Source organism: Rhodospirillales bacterium (genome assembly GCA_018666775.1).
Lineage (GTDB): Bacteria > Pseudomonadota > Alphaproteobacteria > SMXQ01 > SMXQ01 > JABIXC01.
Window position 1 is genome coordinate 419,273 of the sequence record JABIXC010000007.1, and the last position, 18,164, is coordinate 437,436.

General features: G+C 53.2%; 18 protein-coding genes and 2 tRNA genes. 15 read left to right on the plus strand and 5 right to left on the minus strand.

The annotated features are described in order from the left end of the window. Positions 1–2 precede the first annotated feature (2 nt). The gene (locus HOJ08_04195; GenBank protein ID MBT5672639.1) at positions 3–1,442 is read right to left on the minus strand and encodes an NAD(P)-dependent oxidoreductase; all 1,440 of its coding nucleotides are present in this window, start codon (positions 1,440–1,442) and stop codon (positions 3–5) included. Between the two features lie 553 nt (positions 1,443–1,995). Here HOJ08_04195 and HOJ08_04200 point away from each other — a divergent pair. Continuing rightward, positions 1,996–2,832: an undecaprenyl-diphosphate phosphatase gene (locus tag HOJ08_04200; GenBank protein MBT5672640.1), complete on the plus strand. Its 837-nt coding sequence runs from the start codon at positions 1,996–1,998 to the stop codon at positions 2,830–2,832. A 16-nt stretch (positions 2,833–2,848) separates the two neighbouring features. Here the strand turns inward: HOJ08_04200 and HOJ08_04205 are convergent, their stop codons facing one another. Further along, complete coding sequence (locus tag HOJ08_04205) at positions 2,849–3,808, minus strand: complex I NDUFA9 subunit family protein (protein ID MBT5672641.1); 960 nt, start codon at positions 3,806–3,808, stop codon at positions 2,849–2,851. Positions 3,809–4,028: 220 nt separating this feature from the next. Between HOJ08_04205 and HOJ08_04210 the strand changes: the two genes are divergently transcribed. The 8 genes from HOJ08_04210 to ptsN all read left to right on the plus strand — a co-directional run bounded on the left by HOJ08_04210 (position 4,029) and on the right by ptsN (position 10,837). Further along, positions 4,029–4,115 (plus strand) — tRNA-Leu (locus HOJ08_04210). Between the two features lie 111 nt (positions 4,116–4,226). Then, complete coding sequence (locus HOJ08_04215) at positions 4,227–4,844, plus strand: ribonuclease D (GenBank protein ID MBT5672642.1); 618 nt, start codon at positions 4,227–4,229, stop codon at positions 4,842–4,844. A gap of 74 nt (positions 4,845–4,918) precedes the next feature. Then, positions 4,919–5,947: a KpsF/GutQ family sugar-phosphate isomerase gene (locus tag HOJ08_04220; GenBank protein ID MBT5672643.1), complete on the plus strand. Its 1,029-nt coding sequence runs from the start codon at positions 4,919–4,921 to the stop codon at positions 5,945–5,947. A 25-nt stretch (positions 5,948–5,972) separates the two neighbouring features. Continuing rightward, positions 5,973–6,737 (plus strand): LPS export ABC transporter periplasmic protein LptC, encoded by a 765-nt coding sequence (lptC, locus tag HOJ08_04225; GenBank protein ID MBT5672644.1) that lies wholly within the window; start codon positions 5,973–5,975, stop codon positions 6,735–6,737. Position 6,738: 1 nt separating this feature from the next. Next, positions 6,739–7,668 (plus strand): hypothetical protein, encoded by a 930-nt coding sequence (locus HOJ08_04230; protein ID MBT5672645.1) that lies wholly within the window; start codon positions 6,739–6,741, stop codon positions 7,666–7,668. 49 nt (positions 7,669–7,717) lie between these two features. Further along, positions 7,718–8,563 (plus strand): LPS export ABC transporter ATP-binding protein, encoded by an 846-nt coding sequence (gene lptB, locus HOJ08_04235; protein ID MBT5672646.1) that lies wholly within the window; start codon positions 7,718–7,720, stop codon positions 8,561–8,563. Positions 8,564–8,572: 9 nt separating this feature from the next. Beyond that, positions 8,573–10,204: an RNA polymerase factor sigma-54 gene (gene rpoN / locus HOJ08_04240; protein ID MBT5672647.1), complete on the plus strand. Its 1,632-nt coding sequence runs from the start codon at positions 8,573–8,575 to the stop codon at positions 10,202–10,204. Positions 10,205–10,372: 168 nt separating this feature from the next. After that, complete coding sequence (gene ptsN / locus HOJ08_04245) at positions 10,373–10,837, plus strand: PTS IIA-like nitrogen regulatory protein PtsN (GenBank protein ID MBT5672648.1); 465 nt, start codon at positions 10,373–10,375, stop codon at positions 10,835–10,837. A gap of 76 nt (positions 10,838–10,913) precedes the next feature. Here ptsN and HOJ08_04250 read toward each other — a convergent pair whose 3' ends face one another. The 3 genes from HOJ08_04250 to HOJ08_04260 all read right to left on the minus strand — a co-directional run bounded on the left by HOJ08_04250 (position 10,914) and on the right by HOJ08_04260 (position 12,045). After that, the gene (locus HOJ08_04250) at positions 10,914–11,135 is read right to left on the minus strand and encodes a DUF1150 family protein (protein ID MBT5672649.1); all 222 of its coding nucleotides are present in this window, start codon (positions 11,133–11,135) and stop codon (positions 10,914–10,916) included. A gap of 286 nt (positions 11,136–11,421) precedes the next feature. Then, positions 11,422–11,497: transfer RNA gene (locus HOJ08_04255), tRNA-Ala, on the minus strand. Between the two features lie 149 nt (positions 11,498–11,646). Continuing rightward, positions 11,647–12,045: a TIGR02300 family protein gene (locus HOJ08_04260; protein MBT5672650.1), complete on the minus strand. Its 399-nt coding sequence runs from the start codon at positions 12,043–12,045 to the stop codon at positions 11,647–11,649. A gap of 322 nt (positions 12,046–12,367) precedes the next feature. Here HOJ08_04260 and aroA point away from each other — a divergent pair, with 322 nt between their 5' ends. The 6 genes from aroA to HOJ08_04290 all read left to right on the plus strand — a co-directional run bounded on the left by aroA (position 12,368) and on the right by HOJ08_04290 (position 18,152). Beyond that, on the plus strand, positions 12,368–13,720 hold the full coding sequence (gene aroA, locus HOJ08_04265) for a 3-phosphoshikimate 1-carboxyvinyltransferase (GenBank protein ID MBT5672651.1): 1,353 nt from the start codon (positions 12,368–12,370) through the stop codon (positions 13,718–13,720). A 13-nt stretch (positions 13,721–13,733) separates the two neighbouring features. Then, a complete protein-coding gene (locus HOJ08_04270) occupies positions 13,734–14,402 on the plus strand; it encodes a (d)CMP kinase (GenBank protein MBT5672652.1) in 669 nt (222 codons plus the stop codon). Between the two features lie 151 nt (positions 14,403–14,553). Next, on the plus strand, positions 14,554–16,389 hold the full coding sequence (rpsA, locus tag HOJ08_04275; GenBank protein MBT5672653.1) for a 30S ribosomal protein S1: 1,836 nt from the start codon (positions 14,554–14,556) through the stop codon (positions 16,387–16,389). A 45-nt stretch (positions 16,390–16,434) separates the two neighbouring features. Next, the gene (sppA, locus tag HOJ08_04280) at positions 16,435–17,340 is read left to right on the plus strand and encodes a signal peptide peptidase SppA (protein MBT5672654.1); all 906 of its coding nucleotides are present in this window, start codon (positions 16,435–16,437) and stop codon (positions 17,338–17,340) included. Between the two features lie 67 nt (positions 17,341–17,407). Next, positions 17,408–17,689, plus strand: coding sequence for an integration host factor subunit beta (ihfB, locus tag HOJ08_04285; GenBank protein ID MBT5672655.1), 282 nt, complete (start codon positions 17,408–17,410; stop codon positions 17,687–17,689). Between the two features lie 73 nt (positions 17,690–17,762). Next, the gene (locus HOJ08_04290; GenBank protein MBT5672656.1) at positions 17,763–18,152 is read left to right on the plus strand and encodes a hypothetical protein; all 390 of its coding nucleotides are present in this window, start codon (positions 17,763–17,765) and stop codon (positions 18,150–18,152) included. Positions 18,153–18,164: the final 12 nt, after the last annotated feature.

Sequence of the window (18,164 nt, forward strand, 5' to 3'; positions counted from 1 at the left end):
CTTTACTCCGCCGCAACGCTGCTCAGCGCTTTTTCTTCAATCCAGTTATGCATGGCTTCGGCTGCCAGGCGGCCATCATGAATGGCCCAGACAACAAGGGATGCGCCGCGCACAATATCGCCTGCGGCAAACACGCCATCGACCTCCGACATCAGGGTATGAGGATTAATTTTGATGGTGCCCCATTTGTTCACCGTCAATGCCGGTTCGCCAAACATGGCGGGCAGGTCTTCTGGATCAAACCCCAAAGCCTTGATCACCAATGAACCATCAACATTGAAACTGGACCCTTCTATGGGTTCCGGTGTTTGACGCCCCGTTGCATCGGACACGCCAAGATGAATGCGCTGACAGCGCACGGCATCAACCGTCCCGTCACCGACAAAGGCTTCGGGGGCTGCAAGCCAGACAAATTCAACACCTTCTTCTTCTGCATGAGTCACTTCACTGCGCGAACCCGGCATGTTTTCACGGTCGCGACGATAAATGCACCGCACTGATTTTGCGCCCTGGCGCACCGCCGTGCGCACACAATCCATGGCCGTGTCACCACCGCCGATGACCACAACCCCACGCCCGGCCGCATCCAGCGTACCATCTTCAAAGGCAGGGACTGTATCGCCCAGGCCCTTTCGGTTCGATGCCGTCAGATAATCCATGGCTGAAAAAATGCCTTCCAATCCAGCACCCGGCATCTTGATATCGCGGGCCTTGTAAACGCCCGTTGCGATCAAGACCGCATCATGGCGTTCGCGCAGCTCTGCCATGGTGGCATCCTTGCCTACTTCAAAATTCAGATGAAATTCAACGCCGCCTTGGGCCAGAAGTTCTGCGCGACGGGTTACGATATCTTTTTCCAACTTGAAGCTAGGGATGCCGTAAATCAAAAGCCCCCCCACCCTGTCATAACGATCATAGACATGGGTTTCATAGCCACGACGGCGCAATTGTTCGGCGGCAGCAATGCCCGCAGGACCAGCGCCAATGATGCCGACAGAACGGCCCAGTTCGCGTTTCGGCGTGGGCGGCTTGACCCAACCCCGCTCCCAGGCGGTGTCGGTAATGTAGCGTTCAACCGCACCGATGGTCACCGATCCATGGCCCGATTGTTCCAGAACACAATTGCCTTCGCACAGACGATCCTGTGGACAGATGCGCCCACAAACTTCTGGCAGGTTATTAGTTGCTGATGAAATTTCGTATGCTTCTTCCAGCCGGTCTTCCGCCGTCAATTTCAACCAATCGGGAATGTTATTAGAGACCGGGCAATGGACCTGGCAAAAAGGAATGCCGCATTGAGAACAGCGCGATGCTTGATCCACCGCACCACCATCGGAATAACGCCCATAAATTTCATTGAAATCTGTCCGACGTGCCTCTGCTTTACGCTTGTCAGGCATTTGATTATCAATGGCGGTGAATTTGAGCATTTTTTGTGACATGGCCTTAAGCAATCCTGATCTTCAATATCTGCGAATTTTTGGTCTTCGACGTATGCTTTAACGAAACCTGTGGTCCGACAGTTGGTAAACCGGGCCGAAACAACCCTGAACCAACTTTCATTCCGTAAGAAAATTTACCAAACCGGGACCGATCTGGCCGTCCAGCCACCAGGCCGTTAAGCGTGCGTTCAAATCCCTGCATATGAATTCATTAATGTGAATTCGTTTGTTCTGGCCCCGGTATACGAAAGAAAATCCAGGCTGGCGAGCAAAATCGTACATTTAAGGCAGTGATACTGACTTAATAAATTGATTTAGTGGCTTTTATAGGAAAACCGGGCTTTAAAAAGGGATTGGGCGCGGGCAGATTCTTCCAATTTAGTCCCATTACGGAACTAAATAATCAATATGTTGTGGTGATAAACGCCCGCTTTAACCAAAATAGCCCCATGCAATAAGGCCATATGTTATAGGTTAAGTGGTGGCGGGGGCCTTCAATGCTGTGCATATGCCCTGATGTCAAAATTTCAAGCCAAGTGTTAAGGGGGCATCGGTGACGTTTATCCAAATTCTGACCATCGCCATCGTTCAAGGCATAACCGAATTTCTACCCATTTCTTCTCAAGCCCACCTGATCCTCGTGCCCCGTTTTACTGGCTGGTGTGATCAGGGCTTGTTAATGGACATTGCCGTCCACGTCGGAACCTTGGGGGCCGTCATGGTTTATTTCTGGCGCGAATGTTTTTCTATGGGCAAGGGCGCGCTCGATATTGCGCGGGCCAGAAAAACAAAAGAAGGCACGTTGCTTCTGTGCATCGTTCTGGCAACCCTGCCGGTGATTGCCGGGGGCTATACCATGAAAGAATATCTGGGGTGGGACCTGCGCAGCTTAACCGTCATTGGTTGGGCCACGCTGGGGTTTGGTGTTTTGTTATGGATGGCCGACCGTTGGGGGCTTCGGGTTCGTCGCGTTGAACACATGACCTTCGGGACCGCCTTCATCATTGGCTGCGCCCAGGTTTTGGCACTGATCCCCGGCACATCGCGTTCCGGCATCACCATGACGGCGGCGCGCATGTTTGGGTTTGAACGCTCTGATGCCGCCCGGTTTTCCATGTTGATGGCAATCCCGGTGATCCTTGCTGCTGGCACGCTGACCGGACTGGATTTGGCCAAAGCTGGCAATATACAGCTGACCCGAGATGCCATCATGGCGGGCGGGTTGGCCTTTATAACAGCGCTGGTTGCGATCGCTGCCCTGATGGGATGGTTGCGCAAATCAAGCTTTGCCCCCTTTGTGATTTACCGCATCCTGTTAGGGGTTGGTCTTTTGGTCGCAGCCTACGGCTTTGGGTTCGACCACCTGTCTGCCACACAGGCGTGCAATTAACAGCATCCCCGCACCCTTATGACCAGACGCGGCCCGATACCCTGAACCGGTCCATATAGGTTGGCAAAATAATTTCCAGTGGCGTTGGGTTGATGCCCAACACATCAAATCCGGGTGCGGATGCATCGACCACATTGTCCACACGCAAGCTTTTTGCCTGATCCCGGGTGATAGGCGGGGTGATGCCAAATTTGAGCGCCATATCCCCGAAGAACCCGGCAACATCGGCCGCCATCATGGGCAACGGCACAAGAAGCCGTTGCCGGCCTGTGGCGTTCAAGATGGCCGCCATCAATTCAGAGAAACTGTACACGTTTGGCCCACCCAGCTGAATCGGGCCACTGGCTGGATTATCCTGATTCAAAGCCTGGCATATGGCATCGGCCACATCACAAACATAGACCGGCTGGAAACGCGTATGCCCGCCGCCAAACAACGGCAAGGCCGGAAACAATCGGGCCAGCCCCGCGAACCGATTGAAAAAATCATCGTCCGGGCCAAACATAATGCCGGGGCGCAAGATCACAGCTTCTGGACAAGCATCCATCACTGCATGCTCTCCCAATGCCTTGGAACGACCATAGTCAGACGGCGCCCCATCATCGGCACCAAGAGCAGACACATGGATAAAGCGACCAACGCCCCCGTCCTTGACTGCTTGGCCAATCATGGCGGGCAAGGCAACATGCAGGTCATCAAACAACCCACGTCTGGTTTCATTCAGCCCCCCCACAAGATTAATGACCCCGTCTGCCCCATCAATCAATTCCGCCACTGAGGCTTCATGGGTCACATCGCAAAAACGGGGCACCACCTGGCCAACATCGCCAGAAACTTTCAGAAATGCCGCACGCTCCGGGGACCGGGTCGCAACGATGACACGGTTCCCACTGGCTGCCAGCCTGCGAACAAGGTGCCGCCCGACAAAACCTGCGCCCCCAAAAACCGTCACCAATTTCGGCGTGTTTGATCCCATGAATCGTCTCCCTGTTAATCCCTTAATTGCTTACCTAAACAGGTAAAAGACCCGCGCGCGCCCGTCAAGGATGATGGCACCCCTATGATCAAGCCGTCCCCTCACGCCCCAACCCTTGACTTTCCATAGGCCCCCGTATATCCAGACCGGCCTGCAGAGGCTTTGTACTCAATGTCTATAATGGTCTATATTCATAATATGAGTTCACAGTTCTCTATGTGCCCAGGTGGCGGAATTGGTAGACGCGCTGGCTTCAGGTGCCAGTGATCGCAAGGTCGTGGAAGTTCGAGTCTTCTCCTGGGCACCAAATTTACCGATAATGGCGCGTCCGCAAGGAGGCGCCTTTTTTGGAGGGCCAAATTTTGGGGGCCCAGAATTAAAAGAGCCAAAACCAAAAAACGAAATAGAAAGCAACGCCATGACCATTCATTTTCATGAAAATGACCTGCCTGAAGGCATCGACCTTGGGCCGTCAATCGCCATCGACACCGAAACCATGGGTCTGAAAACCGCGCGCGATCGTCTCTGTCTGATCCAGCTTTCATCGGGGGACGGCGACGCCCATCTGGTTCGCATGCCCCAGGCCGACCGGCCCTACAAGGCCCCCAACTTGACCGCCCAATTAACAGACCCGGCGCGCATCAAGCTGTTTCATTTCGCCCGCTTTGATATTGCCGCTCTGAAATACTGGATGGGGATCGATTGTGCGCCGGTGTACTGCACCAAAATCGCATCCCGGTTGATCCGCACCTATACCGATCGTCATGGATTGGCCGATCTTACCCGCGAATTGCTGGGGGTTGAGCTTTCAAAACAGCAGCAATCCTCAGACTGGGGCGCAGATAGCCTGACAGATGCCCAAAAGGGCTATGCCGCCAATGATGTTCTGTATCTTCATGCCATGAAAGAACGCCTGGACGACATGCTGGAACGCGAAGGCCGAATGGCACTGGCCCAGGCCTGTTTTGATTTTCTGCCCCACCGGGTTGCCCTTGATCTTGCCGGTTGGAGCGAACAAGACATCTTTACCCACTGATTCATTTTCTACACCTGTGTTCCATGGGACAAATCTGATACAATTTTTTCACCCTAAAAAACCAAAGCGTGTTGATGACTGCAAAACCTGAAAATTCACAGCCCAAAACAGCACCCAAAACAGCGCCCGATTCCCAAACAGAAGAATCCCGGGCAAAGATGTTATCTGTGGCACGGCGTGTTTTTGAAATCGAAGCCCGGGGCCTGACCGAAGCCGCTCAGGGGCTGGACGACACCTTTCTTGATGCCGTTGACAAAATTCTGAACATTACGGGCCGCCTGATCGTATCGGGCATGGGGAAAAGCGGCCATATCGCCCACAAAATTGCGGCGACCCTGGCGTCCACTGGCACGCCTTCGTTTTTTGTCCACCCAGCCGAAGCCAGCCACGGCGATCTTGGCATGATCACCCGTGATGATGCGGTATTGGCCATTTCAAATTCTGGGGATACGGCCGAACTGTCCGATTTGATTGCCTATGCCAAACGATTTTCCATCCCCCTGATTGGCATTACCACCAATCCCAAAAGCGCACTGGCCGATGGTGCCGATGTCCTTTTGGCGCTCCCCAATGCCGATGAAGCCTGCCCCATGGGATTGGCACCGACAACCTCAACCACCATGACACTGGCCTTGGGCGATGCCCTTGCCATTGCATTGTTGGAGCACCGTGGCTTCACACCAGACCAGTTTCAACTGCTTCATCCGGGCGGTCAGCTTGGGCGCGAATTGCTCAAAATTTCTGATATCATGCATGCCGACGATGAAATCCCCAAGGTTGCCCCTGACACCACCATGTCAGAAGTATTGATCACCATGACCACAAAACATTTTGGGTGTGCCGGTGTCCTTGGTGTGAACAATCAGCTTTTAGGGATCATCACCGATGGCGATCTCAGGCGGAATATGGCATCGGGTTTGTTGGACGTCAGTGCCGAAACTGTCATGACTGCAAACCCCGTTACCATTGCCTCATCGGCGCTTGCCATTGAGGCGCTTGCCATTATGAATGACAAGACCATCACGTCCCTGTTTGTGGTTGACGAAAATGAAGTGGTCGGGATCATCCATGTCCACGATCTTCTGCATTTCGGTATAGCCTGAAGCCAGATCGGATAAAGGCGCCCACGTGACCGACGCAACCCCGCCAAATTCCCCCAACACCACCAAATCCGGGCAGGACCCCCGGCACACGCCGGGCACCGAAGGCGGAACCCCGGGGGTGGCAAATCCCGATGGCGCGGGCCAGCGCTGGCGCCGCAAAGTGTGGCTTATGAAAGTAATTTTTCCCGTCATCGCCGTGTCTCTGATAGCCCTTGTTGGTATCTGGTCACAATGGCAGGAAGGCAGCGGTGGATTTAAAGTTGGCTTTTCCCTGCTCCAGCAAGACGAAGCCAAAACCCTGCGCATGGTCAATGCCCGTTTTGCCGGAACCAACAAAAATGCAGAGCCCTACCTTCTGACCGCAGATGAGGCCATTCAAGATGCCCCCGGTGCGGACACCATTCGCCTTAAAAACCCCAAAGGGGACATCACAACCCACAAAGGGATCTGGGTCGCACTGACGGCCCCCCAGGGCAAATACAGCCAAAGTCGGGAAATTCTTGATCTTTCGGGTGGCGTCACGCTGTTCCATGATTCCGGCATGGAATTCACCAGTGCTACCGCCCAGGTTAATCTCAAAGCAGGCACCGCAGAAGGGTTCGACCCAGTCGCTGGTCAAGGGCCATCCATTGATATCAGCGGCGAAGGATTTAAGGTTTTAGATCAAGGCATGCGCATCATTTTCACAGGCAAATCAAAGGCCATGCTATATCCTAAAGACAAACGCCAGCGACAGATGCCTGACCGACTGGCCCCGGCCCACACGTCTGGCCCAAAAGGAAACAAGTGACATGAACACCCGGTCTTTATTTTCTTCGATCGCCCTTGCAGTCACCTTTGCCGCCGGTCTGGCACACCCCGATTTGGCCGCTGCCCAAGGACTGGGCTTAGGGGCCAAAAGCGGCAAACCCATCGAGGTTTTTGCCGACAAGGGGATTGAGTGGCTTAAGGCTGATCGGCGCTATATTGCCCGAGGCAATGCCAAGGCCATCCAGGGAACAACCACGGTCTATGGGGACACCCTGATCGCCTATTACAGCGAAACCAAGGGCAAGGATTCAGAAATTTACCGGATTGATGCCATCGGCAACGTCAAAATCACCTCGCCAACCGAAACTGCCTATGGCGAAACCGGGGTCTACGACATCATCAACGGCGTGCTTGTTCTGAAGGGAAATAATCTCAAGCTGCTCACCCGTGAAGACATCATCACGGCCAGAGACAGTCTTGAATATTATGAAACCAAAAACCTTGCCATCGCCCGGGGCCAAGCAAAAGCCCGGCCCACAAAAAAATTAAATGCCGCCGACAATCGCTTGGTCAAGGCCGATGTCTTGACGGCATTGTTCACGAATGCCCCAAAGAAAACCGCAAAAAAATTGCCCAGGAAAAAGACATCTAAACAAGACCCCAACACCGGAACAATCAGACGCATAGATGCCTATGGCAATGTTGTCATCATCCGGCCTGGCGAAATTGCATTGGGCGACCGTGGAACGTATTTCCCACAAACCGGGATCGCCAATTTGTGGGGGAAGGTCAAAATTACCCGAGGTGACAGCCAAATGAATGGGGATCGGGCCATCGTTAATATGAAAACCGGAATCAGCCACATCATTTCCGATAACAAATCCAAGGGCACACCCCCGGTCAGGATGCTGCTGGCCCCAAAGAAAAACGCTGACCCAAAAGAAAAACAAAGCAAAAGTCGTGCCAAATAAGAAAAATTCACCAAAAATCAATAAATAAGTCCATACTTACAGTCCTAAGATGGAAAAAACGCCAAATCATACCGCGCCCAACGCGAATGGGACGCCCAAATCCGGGGCAAAATCCGGGGCAAATTCAGACCAATCTGCCGGTCCGGCCGATGGTCCGGAGTTGGTCGCCGTGAATTCCGGGTTAGAAGCGATTAACCTTGGGAAACGCTTCAAAAAACGCCCCGTGCTGCGCGAAATCAGCCTTTCCGTGCAACGCGGTGAAGTTGTCGGACTGTTGGGTCCAAATGGTGCCGGCAAAACCACCTGTTTTTATATCATGTGCGGATTGATCACCCCCGATTACGGTGGGGTGCGCCTTGATGGTGAAGATGTCACCAACCTGCCCATGTATCGACGTGCCCGGCTTGGCATTGGCTACCTTCCCCAGGAAGCATCCATTTTCAGGGGGCTGAACGTCGCCGATAACATCCGCGCTGTCTTGGAGGTGGTTGAACCGGTCCGGGAAAAACGCGAATCCCAACTGGAAGACCTGTTGGCTGAGTTTTCAATCTCTCATTTGCAACGCACCCCGGCGCTTGCACTTTCAGGCGGTGAACGCCGCCGCGTTGAAATTGCCCGGGCGCTTGCGGCGTCTCCACAATTTATGCTGCTGGACGAACCCCTGGCCGGGATTGATCCGGTGGCGCTCGGCGATATTCGTGATCTTGTCCTGCACCTGAAAGATCGCGGCATCGGCGTCCTGATCACCGATCACAATGTTCGCGAAACCCTTGATATTGTTGACCGCGCCTACATCATCCATGACGGCTTGGTCCTCATGGAAGGAACCCCGGATGAAATTCTGGCCCATGAAGATGTTCGCAGGGTCTATCTGGGGGAACGGTTTAGTCTGTAGGTGTAAGTGATGGCGTTATCCCCAAAATTGGCGCTTCGCCAAACCACGTCTCTGGTCATGACACCTCAGTTGCAACAGGCGATCAAGCTGCTGCAACTTTCCAATCAGGACTTGTCTGAATTCGTCGAAACCGAAATTGCAGAAAACCCGCTTCTAGAACGTGAAACCGGCGACGGTGGATTAGAGCAAAATGAAGCGGGATCAGAATCCCAAGACACCCCGGAATCATTTGACCCACCCAGTGACGCACCTAGTGGTGACACCCCCGGTGATGGTAACGATGTCCCCACAGATATCACAGACGCCCCCGGTGACGACATTGATGGGCCGCTTTCGCCTGATACGAGCACTTTGGCGACGGCTGAAAACCCACCTGATGCAAGCGATGCCCCCCTTGATACGGATTTCGAAAATGTCTGGACCAACGATGACCGAACAGACATCAACGATTCCCCCCCGCCACAATTTGAAGACTGGGGCGGCGGCGGCGGCAGTTTCGAGGGCGAGGGCTACAATCTGGAAGAAATCATTTCAGAAGAATCCAGCCTGCGAGACCATCTGAACAGTCAGGTCAATGTGGCCATCAATGACCCAGGCGAGCGCCTGATTGCCTTCGCCCTGATCGATGCCCTGGACGAGACGGGCTATCTGGAGCTGGAAATATCTGACATTGCAGAACGGCTTGGCACCGACATTGAACAGGTCGAAGCCGTCCTGGAAACAACCCAGACCTTTGATCCCGCCGGAATTTTTGCCCGGAACCTTGGCGAATGTCTGGCACTGCAGCTGCGCGAACGCGATCGCCTTGATCCTGCAATGGTGGCCTTCACAGAGAATCTTGAACTTCTGGCGCGCCGCGATATGGCTGCGCTGAAACGGATTTGCGGCGTTGACGAAGAAGACCTGATGGACATGGTTGCTGAAATTCGTACCCTTGATCCCAAACCAGGGCTTTCCCATAACACTGAAGTTGCACAAACCGTCATCCCCGATGTTCTGGTTCGGGCCAAGCCCCCCAGCACCCATGATCCTGATGGCGGCTGGCATATTGAACTGAATGCCGAAACCCTCCCCCGGGTGCTGGTCAACCAGTCCTACGTTGCCGAGGTCAAAAAAGTTGTGCGCGCGAAGAAAGACCGTGAATACTTGAGCGAACGATTGGCATCGGCCAATTGGCTGATCAAAGCCCTGCACCAACGGGCAACAACCATCCTCAAGGTATCAACGGAAATCGTTCGAACCCAGGATGCCTTCCTTAACAAGGGTGTCAAATATCTCCGTCCCCTTACCCTTCGTGAAATTGCCGATGCCATCGAAATGCATGAAAGTACGGTAAGCCGGGTGACAACGAATAAATTCATTTCAACGCCCAGGGGCGTTTTCGAATTGAAATATTTTTTCACCGCAGCAATCATGTCCACCAAAGGCGGGGACGCCCATTCGGCCGAAGCGGTGCGCTACCGTATCAAGGAACTGATTGGCGGTGAAAAACCGAAATCAATTCTTTCCGATGACAAAATTGTTAACATCCTTTCTGCCGAAGGCGTGGACATTGCGCGGCGAACCGTCGCCAAATATCGCGAGACCCTACATATCCCATCATCGGTTCAGCGACGCCGCGAAAAATCCCTAACCATCTGAAATTACACAATAAATATAGGGCCCTTGACTCCCGCAGGTGCGGAAACTAATTTGCGCCGAACTCAGCTTGCAACCAGCGGGTTATAAACCTCTAAACAGACAAACACGCTGACCGGCAGCCGTCACACGAGACCTGCTCAAGCAAAATACAGCAACAAGGATGCAACAGTGGATATTGCAGACCTGATTACAGCCCAAGCCGTGATCCCCAATCTTAAAGTAACCAGCAAGAAGCAGGCCCTTCAGGAACTCTCTCGCATCGCTGCAGAGATCACGGGCATGGGTGAAAAAAGAATCTTTGAGATTCTGATTGAACGCGAACGCCTTGGGACCACGGGTGTTGGTTCTGGTGTCGCCATTCCCCACGGCAAGCTGGCTGATCTGCCTCAATTGTATGGCGTGTTCGCCCGCCTGGATCAAAGTGTGGATTACGACTCGGTTGATGAACAACCCGTCGACCTGATTTTTCTTCTTTTGGCCCCGGAATCTGCAGGCGCTGATCATCTGAAGGCTTTGGCCCGGGTTTCCCGACAGCTCCGCGATCGCGCCACATGCGATAAACTGCGCGGCTCTGAATCGACCGATGCCCTTTATCTGCTGTTAACAGAGCCCGTAGCCAGCAACGCGGCTTAATCCGTAAGCCCAAATCCAAGTTTATTTTTTTAAGATTTTAGAAGATCATGCCCACAAGCAGGCATTCATGTCGGTCTTAATTGACGCAAACGGCTTCCATGTCATGGTCGCGTATGGTCGAAAATGCCACATCCCGATCGCCCAAAATGGCTATTTCGGTGCCATCTGCGGCATGGACTGAAAATGCAGACACGCCCTGGATCGTGACGGATTTCACATAAGCCACATTTTGCAGCCCTAAAATCGCAAGGTCCTGATCAGACATCAGTCTGGAATTATCGAGGATCGCCATGGTCATTGCCTAAAGTCCGATCTTATTTTCACTGATTTTCTATACCCCCAAGCCTAATTGGGCTTCGCTAAGAAACCCTTTAGATGACACAAAAAAACGACCCCGGACAAAATAAAATATTGTTTATTTTCAATTGATTATGGATTTTCAACAAACAAATTCACCCAAAAGATGAATAAAATTGACCCACGGGTTCCGTCACTGAAATGGTGGGTGCATCTGCGGGAAGAATGGCTCTGAAAACGCCCTGCAAAACAACAAAGGCCCGGCTTTTGCCGGGCCTTTCCTGATATGGTGGAGCCGAGGGGAATCGAACCCCTGACCTCGTGAATGCCATTCACGCGCTCTCCCAACTGAGCTACGGCCCCGAATTTCGGGCTCCGCACAAGCATAACGCTTGCGGAAGTGCCCCATAAACCTTCTGCAGATTTATGGCGGATGGGAAAATAGGATTACGTTGGTGATTTAGGCAAGTAAAAAATCTTGGGGGCCAATGCTGGCAACAGCGCCAATCTTATTAATCATCGGTGCTGGCACCCTTTTTCTCAACCACTTCAGCAACATCATCTTCGTCGTCTCCAAAATCAGATGTGTCGCCAATGATGTCCCCATCATCATCATCATCTTCTTCTTCATCGTCGTCGTCACTGATGCCAATATCGCCAAGCGCTTCATCGATTTTTTTATCCGGATTTTCGTCCTGATCCGAATCCTCATCATCCCCGCCTTGTGCCTTTGGCGGGGCTTCCACAACTGCCACCACCTCTGCTTCGGCTTTTGCGCGCCTGGGCTTTGGCTTTACAGGAACAAACACAGCCTCACATTTGGGACAGATTATTTCTTCCCGACACATGTCATAAAATTTTGCGTCACATTCCTGGCAAGTACGCTTGACGCCCCACTCTGGTTTTGCCACGAGTTCCTCCAACTTTTAAAATCCCCTCCGGAGATACCCGGAGCGTCAACCAATTAACCATCAACCGAGGGTGTTATAAAAAATATCTCTTAAGCCAATTGCCATGATCCCTCTCGCCTGTCAAAACTAATTTAATCATTCCCTCAATCATTTTGATTGCACCAAAACCTCCCAACCAAGACAGGGCGGTTGGGTTATGCTAAAGCAGGCACAGCCTTGGCCGTAAGAATCCAGTATTTACAGGGGCCTGATGCCTAAAGCACGACCAAAGATGCATTCATAAAATAACCTTTTGAACACAACAAAGCCACAAGAGCCAAAAATGACGCAGACCAGTGCCCAGCCCCTGACCTCCTCACCCGTCTCTGCCCTTAAAGGCGATATCGGTGTTCCTGGTGATAAATCCATTTCGCACCGTGCATTGATGATCGGTGCCATCAGTGTTGGCCATACCCGCATCACCGGACTTTTAGAAGGGGGCGACGTCATGGCAACGGCATCCGTCCTTCGGGCCCTTGGGGTTAAGGTCGTGCGTGAAAATGCAGCAATTTATACCGTTGATGGTGTCGGCCTTGGGGGCTTGGCTGATCCATCAACCACTCTCGACTTTGGCAATTCCGGAACTGGTGCCCGACTTCTCATGGGCATCCTTGGGACCCACCCCATCACTGCCCAGATCACCGGCGACCATTCTCTGGTGGAACGGCCGATGTCGCGAATCATAGAACCGCTTTCCCAAATGGGTGCAGAATTTACAGCACGCAGTGGCGGGCGTCTGCCGCTCACGTTACAAGGCTCGCGCATGCCGGTGCCAATCACCTACAGGCTTCCTGTTCCCTCAGCGCAGGTTAAGTCTGCCATCCTCCTTGCCGGTCTAAACACGCCGGGGCGAACGACCGTGATTGAACCTGAGGCCACCAGGGACCACACCGAATTGATGCTGTCCTATTTTGGCGCAAAATGTGACGCCAAAACAGATGCCCATGGCGCAAAACACATCACCATTGATGGCCAGCCGGAACTGACCGCCAAGCCTGTTTCTGTCCCCGGCGATCCATCATCGGCTGCCTTTATTGCCGTCGCCGCCCTGATTTGTCCGGGTTCTGATGTTTTGATTCGCAATGTTGGCATTAATCCTTTGCGCATCGGGCTGTACCAGAGCCTCATGGAAATGGGCGCAGACATCGAATTTCAAAACACCCGCGAAAGTGCCGGCGAGCCGGTCTGTGACATTGCCGTTCGGGCGTCCTCCCTCAAGGGGATCGAAATTCCGGCCGACCGCGCACCTTCCATGATCGATGAATATCCCATCATGGCGGTCGCTGCAGCCTTTGCCGAAGGACCAACAATCATGCAAGGCATCGGGGAATTACGGGTTAAGGAAAGCGACCGGATCGCAGCCATCATCGCTGGCCTGAATGCCATCGGCATTGACCCGGTTGAGGGCGATGACAGTTTGACCATTCCGGGATCCGGCAACCCGCCCAAGGGGGGCGGCGCCGTCACCAGCCATTTTGATCACCGCATCGCCATGTCATTTCTGGTGGCCGGCATGGCGTGTGAAACGCCCGTCACCGTGGATGATGGCCGCGCCATCACCACCAGTTTCCCAGACTTTGATCGATTAATGAATGGGCTGGGTGCCAATATCCAACCGCTCACCCCCCCATCATGAGCCGCCTGAAATGATCATCATCGCCATAGACGGCCCTGCCGCCGGGGGCAAAGGCACTCTGTCAGCACGGATCGCCACCCATTTAGGGTATGGCCGTCTGGATTCTGGAAAATTGTATCGAGCAACGGCCGCCTATCTGATGGAAAATGGCCAAAACCCTGACGATGTTGAAGCGGCAACCCATGGGGCAAGACAGATTTCGGCCAAAGACCTTGAAAACCCGGCGCTGGTTGAAGACCCGGTCGCTTTGGTCGCCGCCAAAATTGCCGCATATGGCCCGGTTCGGGCCGAATTGCTGAAATTTCAACAAGATTTTGCCAAAAACCCCGAAATATCCGGGTCCCCTGCCCCAGGGGCGGTCATTGATGGCCGCGATATCGGCACCGTTGTCTGCCCAGAGGCCGATGTTAAATTATTTGTCACCGCAGATCTGGAGGTCCGTGCAGCGCGGCGGCTTAAAGAGTTGCGGGATAGGGGTGAGGGCAGTATAAAGGCCGACGTTTTGCAGGATATGCGTGTGCGTGATGCGCGCGACATGGAGCGATCCGAATCACCGTTGAGACAGGCGGCGGATGCTCACTTGCTGGACACTACGGGACTGAACGCGGATCAGGCCTTCGAAGCCGCCCTTAAGATCATCACATCGATCATTGGGGTTGGCGGCAGAAAGTCAGACGCGTAAAGCCCTTGCGGACACAATCAAGAACCGCGATTTGCGTACCCTCCCTTGCGGGAGGTTCCTTGCTTTGCAGGGAAACAGGCCGCCCCCTCCAAATTGGGAAGCGCCATTGGGGCGCGGGGCCGCCGCGAAAAGGAAAAAAGGTAGAGAACATATGTCAGATCAAAGCGCCGGACAGGCAGAAGCCTATTCGACTGGCGAAAACTTTTCAGAATTATTGGAAGAATCCCTCATCAATGGTGGCCCCGCCGAAGGCAATGTCCTTAAGGGCAACGTCATCGCCGTGGAAAACGACATGGCAATTATCGATGTCGGCCTTAAATCTGCAGGCAGGGTTCCGCTTAAGGAATTTGCAGCGCCCGGTCAAAAGTCCGAGCTCAAGCCCGGAGATGAAGTAGAAGTCCTTCTGGAACGATACGAAGACCGCAACGGAGAAGCCGTTCTCAGCCGGGAAAAAGCCCGTCGCGAAGAATCGTGGATCTTGCTGGAAAAAGCACATCTGGATAGCGAACGGGTTCAGGGAACCATCTTTGGCCGGGTCAAAGGCGGATTTACCGTCGACCTTTCTGGTGCCATCGCCTTCCTGCCTGGCTCCCAAGTTGATATCCGGCCCATCCGCGATATCAGCCACCTTATGGGCACCCCCCAGGAATTTCAGATTCTCAAGATGGATCGTTCACGCGGCAACATTGTCGTGTCGCGACGTGCCGTGTTGGAAGAATCCCGCGCCGAAGCCCGCACAGAACTGATTGCCAACCTCAAGGAAGGCCAGGTTCTCGAAGGCATGGTCAAGAACATCACCGATTACGGTGCGTTCATTGATCTGGGCGGTGTTGATGGCTTGCTTCACATCACCGATATTTCATGGCGTCGTGTCAATCACCCGTCTGAAGTTCTGACTGTTGGCGATACCATCAAGGTTCAGATTATCCGTTTCAATCCTGAAAACCAGCGCATCAGCCTCGGCATGAAGCAACTGGAAACTGATCCATGGGAAGGCATCGAGCAGAAATATCCCGTGGGCACCAAGTTTACAGGCCGGATCACCAACATTACCGATTACGGCGCCTTCGTCGAACTGGAACCAGGCGTCGAAGCGCTTATCCATGTTTCGGAAATGAGCTGGACCAAGAAAAATGTCCATCCGGGCAAGATCGTCTCCACCTCTCAGGAAGTGGAAGTTATGGTTTTGGATGTCGACCCGCAAAAGCGTCGCATCTCTCTCGGTCTCAAGCAATGTTCAGAAAATCCATGGCAGGACTTTTCCGAACAGTTCAAGCCTGGCCTTGAACTTGAGGGTGAAATTAAAAATATCACCGAATTTGGCCTGTTCGTTGGCCTGCCCGGTGATATTGACGGCATGATCCATTTGTCTGACGTTGACTGGAACCGCTCTGGCGAAGAAGTGCTCGCCGATTTCAACAAGGGCGATATCATTAAGGTCAAGGTTCTGGATATTGACATCGAAAAGGAACGGATCAGTCTTGGCATCAAGCAGCTGACCGAAGATCCCTTTGAAGGCCGTGCCGATGAACTGAAAAAAGGCGCTGTCGTCACGTGTACGGTCAAGGCCGTCACTGACAATGGTCTGGAAGTTGATGTGGATGGTACCCAGGGCTTTATTCGCCGAGGCGATTTGGCAAGGGACCGTTCCGAACAACGCCCTGATCGTTTTGCCGTTGGTGAAAAAGTCGATGCGCAGATTTCCAATGTTGATCGCTCAACGCGGAAACTGACCCTATCCATCAAAGTTCGTGAAGTCAGGGAAGAAAAAGAAGCCATGGCCCAGTTCGGATCTTCAGATTCCGGTGCCAGCCTTGGCGACATCCTTGGTGCCGCAATCAGCAAAGCGAACGAAGCCCGCGGCGACGCAGGGGATGATGAAACTGCAGATGACGTTGTGGAAGAAGCTGTCGAAGAAGTTGTCGAAGCTGAACCCGCAAAAGCAGATGCAGAAGCAGAAGCAGATAAGCCCGGGAAAGAAGACTAATTCCCTGAGCGGAGTCACCTTATGAAAGAGGACGATTAAAAACCCATGTCCTTCGATTCCGATATCGCGATTGATCGCAGGCGGACCAGGCGTCACCTTAAATGGTGGCGTCTGGTTTCCGTTATCGCCATCACCGCACTTTTAATTGTCGCTTTTGCTGAAAACAGCAACGTGTTTACCCGCAGCCATATTGCCCGAATTTCCGTTTCCGGGATCATTGTCGAAAGCCAGTTCCGGGCACGGACGTTGCGCCGGATCGCGGCCAATAAAAAAATTAAAGCATTGATTGTCCATATCAACAGTCCCGGCGGGACTGTGGTTGGCGGGGAATCGCTGTATCTAGATCTGCGTGCAGTGGCCGCCAAAAAACCTGTGATCGCCGTCATGGGGACCCTTGCCGCATCGGGGGGCTACATGGCAGCCCTTGGGGCCGATCATATCCTTGCCCGTGAAGGAACCGTCACCGGCTCTATCGGCGTGATCTTGCAAAGCACCGACGTCACGGGGCTGCTTGGCAAACTGGGCATCAAGGCAGAAGCCATCAAATCTGCCCCCCTTAAAGCTGTCCCATCCCCGTTTGAGCCTCTGACCCAAAAAGGCCGTATTGCCGCGCGCACCGTCGTGATGGACATGTATGGTCAATTTGTGGGCATGGTGGCAAAAAGGCGCGACATGAGCCTGGTAAAGGCCCGAAAACTTGCTGATGGGCGTATTTTCACTGGTCGCCAAGCCTTAAAACTGGGCCTGATCGATGGCATTGGGGGTGAAACCCAAGCCCGGATTTGGCTGACAAAATCCCGTGATTTGGCCGCGAAACTTCCACTTAAAGATGTTAGAACGACGCGAGAAAGTGATGGGCCCTTCGATTTCTTCCGGCAAATGATGGGAAAAACATTGTTTTCTGAAAGACTTACACTTGACGGGCTGATTTCACTTTGGCAACCTGAGTGATATACATTCTATTAAATCACGAATTTCTGAAAATTTTGGCCAAAGGCCATAAGGCAGAGAGAATGCCATGACCAAATCTGAACTTATCCTGCGTCTCGCTGAGAAAAATCCGCACCTCTACCACAGAGATGTGGAACGTATTGTCACGGCTATTTTTGATGAAATCAGCACGGCCCTTTCGCGTGGCGATCGGGTGGAGCTTCGTGGCTTCGGGGCATTTTCGGTCAAAAATCGTGATGCCCGTACCGGTCGCAACCCCAGGACGGGTGAATCGGTTCAGGTCGCAGAAAAGCATGTTCCGTTCTTTAAAACCGGAAAGCTTCTTCGCGAGCGCCTGAACGCGCGCTAACGCCTGACCTGACAGTTTCGCGCTCTGGCAACCTGCTATTCATCTCTTGGACAATCAAGGTGAGGATTAAACCGTGCGCCTCTTGTTCTGGCTTCTTGCCATTCCCTGCCTTGCCCTTGGGGGGGCTTTTGCCGCCGTTAACGTGGCACCCCTGACCTTGCGCATATGGCCGCTGCCCTTTGAGGTGACGGTGCCTATCTATGGCGCTGTTCTTGGTGCTTTTTTCTCAGGATGCGCCATTACGGCACTTTATTACTGGATTTCCGGGGTTCCGGGGTGGTTTGCCCGCAGGCGCGGCCAAAAACGCGAGCGTGAACTGGAAGCAGAAACCCAACGGTTACAAACCCGTTTGAGCGAAATTGAACAAACGGGCCATGGCCACCCGGTGGGCATGGGCAATGAATTTAGCCCCACACCCCAACCAGGCCGCATCCGTCGTCTGCTTGCGTCAGGGAACGAATAACCCACAAATAGC

Excerpts from the sequence above, each read along its gene's own strand:
- HOJ08_04195 (MBT5672639.1), bottom strand. The coding sequence starts at position 1,442 with ATGTCACAAAAAATGCTCAAATTCACCGCCATTGATAATCAAATGCCT.
- HOJ08_04205 (MBT5672641.1), bottom strand. The coding sequence starts at position 3,808 with ATGGGATCAAACACGCCGAAATTGGTGACGGTTTTTGGGGGCGCAGGT.
- HOJ08_04215 (MBT5672642.1), top strand. The coding sequence starts at position 4,227 with ATGACCATTCATTTTCATGAAAATGACCTGCCTGAAGGCATCGACCTT.
- HOJ08_04220 (MBT5672643.1), top strand. The coding sequence starts at position 4,919 with ATGACTGCAAAACCTGAAAATTCACAGCCCAAAACAGCACCCAAAACA.
- HOJ08_04230 (MBT5672645.1), top strand. The coding sequence starts at position 6,739 with ATGAACACCCGGTCTTTATTTTCTTCGATCGCCCTTGCAGTCACCTTT.
- lptB (MBT5672646.1), top strand. The coding sequence starts at position 7,718 with ATGGAAAAAACGCCAAATCATACCGCGCCCAACGCGAATGGGACGCCC.
- rpoN (MBT5672647.1), top strand. The coding sequence starts at position 8,573 with ATGGCGTTATCCCCAAAATTGGCGCTTCGCCAAACCACGTCTCTGGTC.
- HOJ08_04250 (MBT5672649.1), bottom strand. The coding sequence starts at position 11,135 with ATGACCATGGCGATCCTCGATAATTCCAGACTGATGTCTGATCAGGAC.
- aroA (MBT5672651.1), top strand. The coding sequence starts at position 12,368 with ATGACGCAGACCAGTGCCCAGCCCCTGACCTCCTCACCCGTCTCTGCC.
- rpsA (MBT5672653.1), top strand. The coding sequence starts at position 14,554 with ATGTCAGATCAAAGCGCCGGACAGGCAGAAGCCTATTCGACTGGCGAA.
- sppA (MBT5672654.1), top strand. The coding sequence starts at position 16,435 with ATGTCCTTCGATTCCGATATCGCGATTGATCGCAGGCGGACCAGGCGT.
- ihfB (MBT5672655.1), top strand. The coding sequence starts at position 17,408 with ATGACCAAATCTGAACTTATCCTGCGTCTCGCTGAGAAAAATCCGCAC.